This window comes from Raoultibacter timonensis (assembly GCF_900240215.1).
GTDB lineage: Bacteria > Actinomycetota > Coriobacteriia > Coriobacteriales > Eggerthellaceae > Raoultibacter > Raoultibacter timonensis.
This window is the reverse complement of the sequence record NZ_LT964679.1, coordinates 729,888-736,196: the sequence shown is the minus strand read 5'-3', so window position 1 is coordinate 736,196 and position 6,309 is coordinate 729,888. Positions and strand designations below refer to the sequence as shown.

Below are 6,309 nucleotides of genomic sequence, written 5' to 3'. Positions count from 1 at the left end.
TTGTTCTGCGGATCGCGCCCGATGCCGGACTCCTTGTAGCCGCCGAACGGCGCGCCCGACGGAATCTGGTTGTAGGTGTTGACCCACATGCGCCCGGTTTGCACGCCCTGGGCGACGCGGAATGCGCGGTTGATGTCGCGCGTCCACACGGCGCCGCCGAGCCCGTAGACCGAGTCGTTGGCCATGTCGATGACCTCCTGCTCGTCCTTGAACTTGATGACCACGGCCACCGGCCCGAAGATCTCCTCCTGGGCGACGCGGCACGAGTTGTTCGGCACCTCGAGCAGCGTCGGCTTCAAGAACGCGCCCTTGGCCAGCTCGCCTTCCGTCGCGCGCTCGCCGCCGACGAGGACCTTGCCGCCCTCGTCCTTCGCGATTTGGATGTAGTCGAGGATCTTGTTCATCTGGCCCTCGTCGATCTGGCTGCCCATCTGGGTGTCGTCCTCCCACGGCAGGCCGACCTTCACGTTCTCGAACGCATGCACGGCGTCTTCCACGAACTTATCGTAGATGTCCTCATGCACGAAGATGCGGCTGCCGGCGCAGCACACCTGTCCCTGGTTGAACAGGATGCCGAGCTGGATGCCGTCGAGCATCATATCCCACTTCGCATCAGGGAAGATGATGTTCGCCGATTTGCCGCCGAGCTCGAGTGTGGCGGGGATCAGGCGCTCCGCCGCCGCGAGGGCGACGTCGCGGCCGACCTCGGTGGAGCCGGTGAAGGCGAGTTTGCTGATCTTCTTGTTCTCGAGGATGTACTGACCCGACTTCGATCCGCGGCCCGTGACGACGTTGAACACGCCCGCGGGAATAACATCCTGCGTGAGCTTCGCGAGCTCGAGCACGGTGAGCGAGGTCGTCGAAGAGGGCTTGAACACCGTGCAGTCGCCGGCGGCGAGCACGGGGGCGAGCTTCCAAGCGGCCATGAGGAACGGGAAGTTCCACGGCACGATCTGGCCGACGACGCCGATGGGTTCGTGCAGCACGAGCGACATCATGTTGCCGGGCAGCATGTCGGCCTCGCCGGTATCGGCCAGGAGCACGCCGGCGAAGTAGCGGAAGTGATCGACCGAGTAGGCAACGTCGATTGCGCGGGTTTCGCGGATCGGCTTGCCGTTGTCGAGCGTCTCGAGCATCGCGAAATGCTCGGCGTTCTGTTCGATGATATCGGCAACCTTGTTCAGGATGATGGCGCGTTCGGCCTTCGTGGTCTTGCTCCACGTCTTGAACGCCTCCCATGCAACGTCGACGGCACGGTCGACGTCCTCGCGGGTGGCATCTGCGATTTCGGAGAGCTTCTCTCCGTTTGCGGGGCAATACACGTCAAGCGTCTTGCCGTCAGAGGCGTCGACCCATTCGCCGCCGATATAGAGTTGGTAGGAGTTCTGAGCAGGGTTGTTCATACGGTTTCCTTTCGTACGATGATGCGCGCTGGCGGCACGCTCTGCCTAGCTGGAAGCCAGCTACTGAACGAACCANCGGCGAGCGCGTTCCGCCTCGCGGCGCTTGCGTTCCTCCTCGACGGCCTCGCGGCGCCTGCGCTCCTCTTCGGCCTTCTTCTCTGCCTGGGCGCGCTGCTCTTCGGCGAGCTCGGCAGCCTCGGTATCTTCGAGCTGGCCGGCACGCTGCTTTATCTCAGGTTCCAGGTTCTTCCTGATCTTGGCAACGTAGGCATCGGCAAGCATGCTCGCATGGCTTTTAGCGGGGATCTTCATCTCCGCGAGCCTATCGAGCAGTTCCTTGCTGGACATGCCGAACTCTTTTGCCAACTCATGTACACGCATGCTGGCCATACATTCTCCTCATTCTATCCTGTAGCTCCGCGGATCACCTGTTTCATATCGGAGGCAACCCGTTCGTAATCCTCATCGGTCAGCGACGCCCGAAGCGCCCGATCCAACCTTTTCGATGCAACCGCCTTCTCGAGGCAGGCTTCGGAGCATAGGTACGCTCCCCTGCCGGCTGCACGGCCCGTTGCATCGAATGCGATGGTTCCATCGCTTGCACGCACGATGCGGTGCAGATCGCCTTTGCCCGCCTTACCGCCGCAGGCAATGCAGCTGCGTTGGCGTTTCGGCTTGTCCTGCATCTCGACCATCGTTTTCCGCCTACGCCTCGTCCCCCGCGTGGATACCGCAGTAGCGGCTGCCCGGACGGGCGTGGTTGCGGCAGCGCACGCCATCTTCGCTCACGTGGGCGCACACAAGTTCCTCATCGGTGGCAGCATCCTCGTCGATGAGCATGTTGTCGACCACGGGAGGCTCTCCGGCGAACGATGCGCTCTTGATATCGATGTGCCAACCGGTAAGGCGGGCGGCCAAACGCGCGTTCTGGCCTTCCTTGCCGATGGCGAGCGAAAGTTGATCGTCGGGAACGACGACCGTAGCGTAATGGTTATCCTCGTCGATGGTGACCCGCGTCACCTTAGCCGGGGAAAGCGCGTTCGAAACGTAGGTTGCNTTGGGAGCGTTCTGGCGCTCGGCCTTCTGCTGCTCGATACGGGCCTTCTCGCTTTCGATCTGGGAAAGCAGCGAATCGAATGACGATTTGGGCTTCGCACCGAGAACCGGGGCCTTCTTGGCGGGCTCGCTGTGCTTGGCGCCTTTGCCGCCTGCCTTGCGCGCCGCCAGCGCCTCGGCTACCGCCTGCTTCTTGGCGACCTCTTTCGCCGCAACGGCAGCCCGCGCACGCGCCTTCGCCTCTTCGGCTTCGCGCGCAACGCGTTCTTTCTCGCTTTCGATCTGGCTCGCAAGCCTCTCGAACGCCGATGACGGCGCCGTGTGCGAGGAAGCGTCGGACGCTTCGCCCTCGCTTGGCTCGTCGCCTTCGTCGTCCTGCGATGCTGCAGGGGATCCGCCCATGCGGCGAGCGCGTTCCGCCTCGCGGCGCTTGCGTTCCTCCTCGACGGCCTCGCGGCGCCTGCGCTCCTCTTCGGCCTTCTTCTCTGCCTGGGCGCGCTGCTCTTCGGCGAGCTCGGCAGCCTCGGTATCTTCGAGCTGGCCGGCACGCTGCTTTATCTCAGGTTCCAGGTTCTTCCTGATCTTGGCAACGTAGGCATCGGCAAGCATGCTCGCATGGCTTTTAGCGGGGATCTTCATCTCCGCGAGCCTATCGAGCAGTTCCTTGCTGGACATGCCGAACTCTTTTGCCAACTCATGTACACGCATGCTGGCCATACATTCTCCTCATTCTATCCTGTAGCTCCGCGGATCACCTGTTTCATATCGGAGGCAACCCGTTCGTAATCCTCATCGGTCAGCGACGCCCGAAGCGCCCGATCCAACCTTTTCGATGCAACCGCCTTCTCGAGGCAGGCTTCGGAGCATAGGTACGCTCCCCTGCCGGCTGCACGGCCCGTTGCATCGAATGCGATGGTTCCATCGCTTGCACGCACGATGCGGTGCAGATCGCCTTTGCCCGCCTTACCGCCGCAGGCAATGCAGCTGCGTTGGCGTTTCGGCTTGTCCTGCATCTCGACCATCGTTTTCCGCCTACGCCTCGTCCCCCGCGTGGATACCGCAGTAGCGGCTGCCCGGACGGGCGTGGTTGCGGCAGCGCACGCCATCTTCGCTCACGTGGGCGCACACAAGTTCCTCATCGGTGGCAGCATCCTCGTCGATGAGCATGTTGTCGACCACGGGAGGCTCTCCGGCGAACGATGCGCTCTTGATATCGATGTGCCAACCGGTAAGGCGGGCGGCCAAACGCGCGTTCTGGCCTTCCTTGCCGATGGCGAGCGAAAGTTGATCGTCGGGAACGACGACCGTAGCGTAATGGTTATCCTCGTCGATGGTGACCCGCGTCACCTTAGCCGGGGAAAGCGCGTTCGAAACGTAGGTTGCGGGATTCTCGTCCCACTGGATCACATCGACGCGCTCGTTGCGCAGCTCCTCGACCACCATGCGGACGCGCGAGCCCTTAGGGCCCACGCACGCGCCGACCGGATCGAGGTTCGGCTCACGGGACGCAACCGCGATCTTGCTGCGGGCGCCCGGTTCGCGGGCGATCGATTTGATCTCCACCATGCCGTCGTAGATCTCGGGAACCTCGATCTCGAAAAGGCGGCGGATGAGGTCGGGGTGGGTGCGCGACACCACGATCGAGGGGCGAGCCTGCTCGCCGCGCATCTTGGGCGCATCGGAGTTCGGATCGCGCACGTCGATGATCAGCGTCTTGAGCCGCTGATTGTGACGGTAATGTTCGTTCCCGGGACGCTCGTTGCGCTCGCCCGGATTGCGCTTGAGGTCGTAATGGGGCAGTTCCGCCTCGACGCCGTCGCGAATCTTGATGATCGTGAAATCGGGGGTGCCTTGCAATACGGTGCCCGTCACCAAGTCGCCGACACGATTCGAAAACTCTTCGTAGATGCTCTGGCGGCCCGCTTCTCGCACGATGGACGAAATGACGCCCTTCGCATTCTGCGCAGCGATGCGGCTCACATCGTCGGGGGTGACGTCGCGCTCTTCGAACTCGGCGTACTCGCCGGTCTCCTCGTCGGGTTCGCCGACGGGCACAAGCTCGTACACGTAGATCTGACCGGTCGAGCGATCGATCGTCACGCGCGCATCCCACTCCAAATCGAGAATATGCTGATAGCTTTTCGCCAAAGAGGCCTCAAGGCGCTCGATGAGGTAGAACTCGTCGATCTTTCGCTCATGAGCCAGCGCCTGCAGGGCCTCGATCAATTCTGAACTTGCCACGATGCTTTTCCTTTCCTACGAACCGAAGTCCACCACGCCCTTAAGGCGGGCTCGCTTGATGGTGCTTATGTCGATCTTCTCTTCGACGCCGTCCACGTCGAGCAAAACGGCATTCCCGCAGATTCCCGCAAGAGTGCCCGTCCATTTGCTGCGCCCCCCTTGGGGCTCGACGGTCTGGATGACGGCGGTTTCGCCGGCGAACCGCTCGAAATGCTCGAGGGTACGCAGCGGTCGGTCTATTCCGGGCGATGAAACCTCGAGGGTGTACGCCCCCGGAAACGGGTCGAGCTCGTCCATGATGTCGTTGATCCATACCTGGGCGCCCGACAGCTCGTCGAAGCTCACGCCCTCGGGCGTGTCGATGTAGATGCGAATGGTCGGGGCCTTCTTCGCTCCCGCGACTTCAACGGTCACGATCTCGATATCATGCTCGGCGGCCTGCGCCTCGAGCGCCTCGAGCAGACTTTGTTCTTTTGCGGTCAACATGCAGGTCACCTCCCAGATAAAAAGAAAGCGGGATAAACCCACTTTCACCAAACGTTCGAAAGTATGTTATCGCCCATGCATTGACCCGTGCATAGACAATCAGTATTTATACCATATTTCTTTCAGTGTGAAAAGGTGTTTCACCGACAGAACCCCATCTGCGAGGTAAATCCATAGATAGCGCGATTCAAAGGAGGTGCAGACCCGTTGCAGCTCAGGTTCTGTCCGCCACGCAAAAAGCGGGCGGCATCGATGCCGCCCGCCCGGTGAAATCCTACGGCGCCCCGCCCTACTTGGCCGGGTAGAACCCGCTCGGATCTTCGCTTAGGTTGATCATGATGTTCTTGGTCTGGGTGTAGTGCTCGAGCATGATCTTATGCGTTTCGCGCCCGATGCCGGACTCCTTGTAGCCGCCGAACGGCGCGCCCGACGGAATCTGGTTGTAGGTGTTGACCCACATGCGCCCGGTTTGCACGCCCTGGGCGACGCGGAATGCGCGGTTGATGTCGCGCGTCCACACGGCGCCGCCGAGCCCGTAGACCGAGTCGTTGGCCATGTCGATGACCTCCTGCTCGTCCTTGAACTTGATGACCACGGCCACCGGCCCGAAGATCTCCTCCTGGGCGACGCGGCACGAGTTGTTCGGCACCTCGAGCAGCGTCGGCTTCAAGAACGCGCCCTTGGCCAGCTCGCCTTCCGTCGCGCGCTCGCCGCCGACGAGGACCTTGCCGCCCTCGTCCTTCGCGATTTGGATGTAGTCGAGGATCTTGTTCATCTGGCCCTCGTCGATCTGGCTGCCCATCTGGGTGTCGTCCTCCCACGGCAGGCCGACCTTCACGTTCTCGAACGCATGCACGGCGTCTTCCACGAACTTATCGTAGATGTCCTCATGCACGAAGATGCGGCTGCCGGCGCAGCACACCTGTCCCTGGTTGAACAGGATGCCGAGCTGGATGCCGTCGAGCATCATATCCCACTTCGCATCAGGGAAGATGATGTTCGCCGATTTGCCGCCGAGCTCGAGTGTGGCGGGGATCAGGCGCTCCGCCGCCGCGAGGGCGACGTCGCGGCCGACCTCGGTGGAGCCGGTGAAGGCGAGTTTGCTGATCTTCTTGTTCTCGAG

General features: G+C 62.0%; 8 protein-coding genes. All 8 read right to left on the bottom strand.

What is annotated here, in order from left to right:
• Positions 1-1,403: aldehyde dehydrogenase family protein (locus C1722_RS03210; protein WP_102377961.1), on the bottom strand; the 1,403-nt coding region annotated here is incomplete at its 3' end.
• A gap of 60 nt (positions 1,404-1,463) precedes the next feature.
• Positions 1,464-1,784: a translation initiation factor IF-2 N-terminal domain-containing protein gene (locus C1722_RS03205; protein WP_425319360.1), complete on the bottom strand. Its 321-nt coding sequence runs from the start codon at positions 1,782-1,784 to the stop codon at positions 1,464-1,466.
• 23 nt (positions 1,785-1,807) lie between these two features.
• A complete protein-coding gene (rnpM, locus tag C1722_RS03200; protein ID WP_244902422.1) occupies positions 1,808-2,098 on the bottom strand; it encodes an RNase P modulator RnpM in 291 nt (96 codons plus the stop codon).
• Between the two features lie 10 nt (positions 2,099-2,108).
• Positions 2,109-3,134: a hypothetical protein gene (locus tag C1722_RS17275; protein WP_425319359.1), complete on the bottom strand. Its 1,026-nt coding sequence runs from the start codon at positions 3,132-3,134 to the stop codon at positions 2,109-2,111.
• Between the two features lie 56 nt (positions 3,135-3,190).
• Positions 3,191-3,481, bottom strand: a complete 291-nt coding sequence (gene rnpM / locus C1722_RS03185) for an RNase P modulator RnpM (RefSeq protein WP_244902422.1) — start codon at positions 3,479-3,481, stop codon at positions 3,191-3,193.
• A 10-nt stretch (positions 3,482-3,491) separates the two neighbouring features.
• Complete coding sequence (gene nusA, locus C1722_RS03180; RefSeq protein ID WP_102377959.1) at positions 3,492-4,700, bottom strand: transcription termination factor NusA; 1,209 nt, start codon at positions 4,698-4,700, stop codon at positions 3,492-3,494.
• 15 nt (positions 4,701-4,715) lie between these two features.
• On the bottom strand, positions 4,716-5,186 hold the full coding sequence (locus C1722_RS03175; protein WP_102377958.1) for a ribosome maturation factor RimP: 471 nt from the start codon (positions 5,184-5,186) through the stop codon (positions 4,716-4,718).
• Positions 5,187-5,475: 289 nt separating this feature from the next.
• On the bottom strand, positions 5,476-6,309 hold an 834-nt coding region (locus C1722_RS03170), incomplete at its 5' end, for an aldehyde dehydrogenase family protein (protein WP_146040673.1).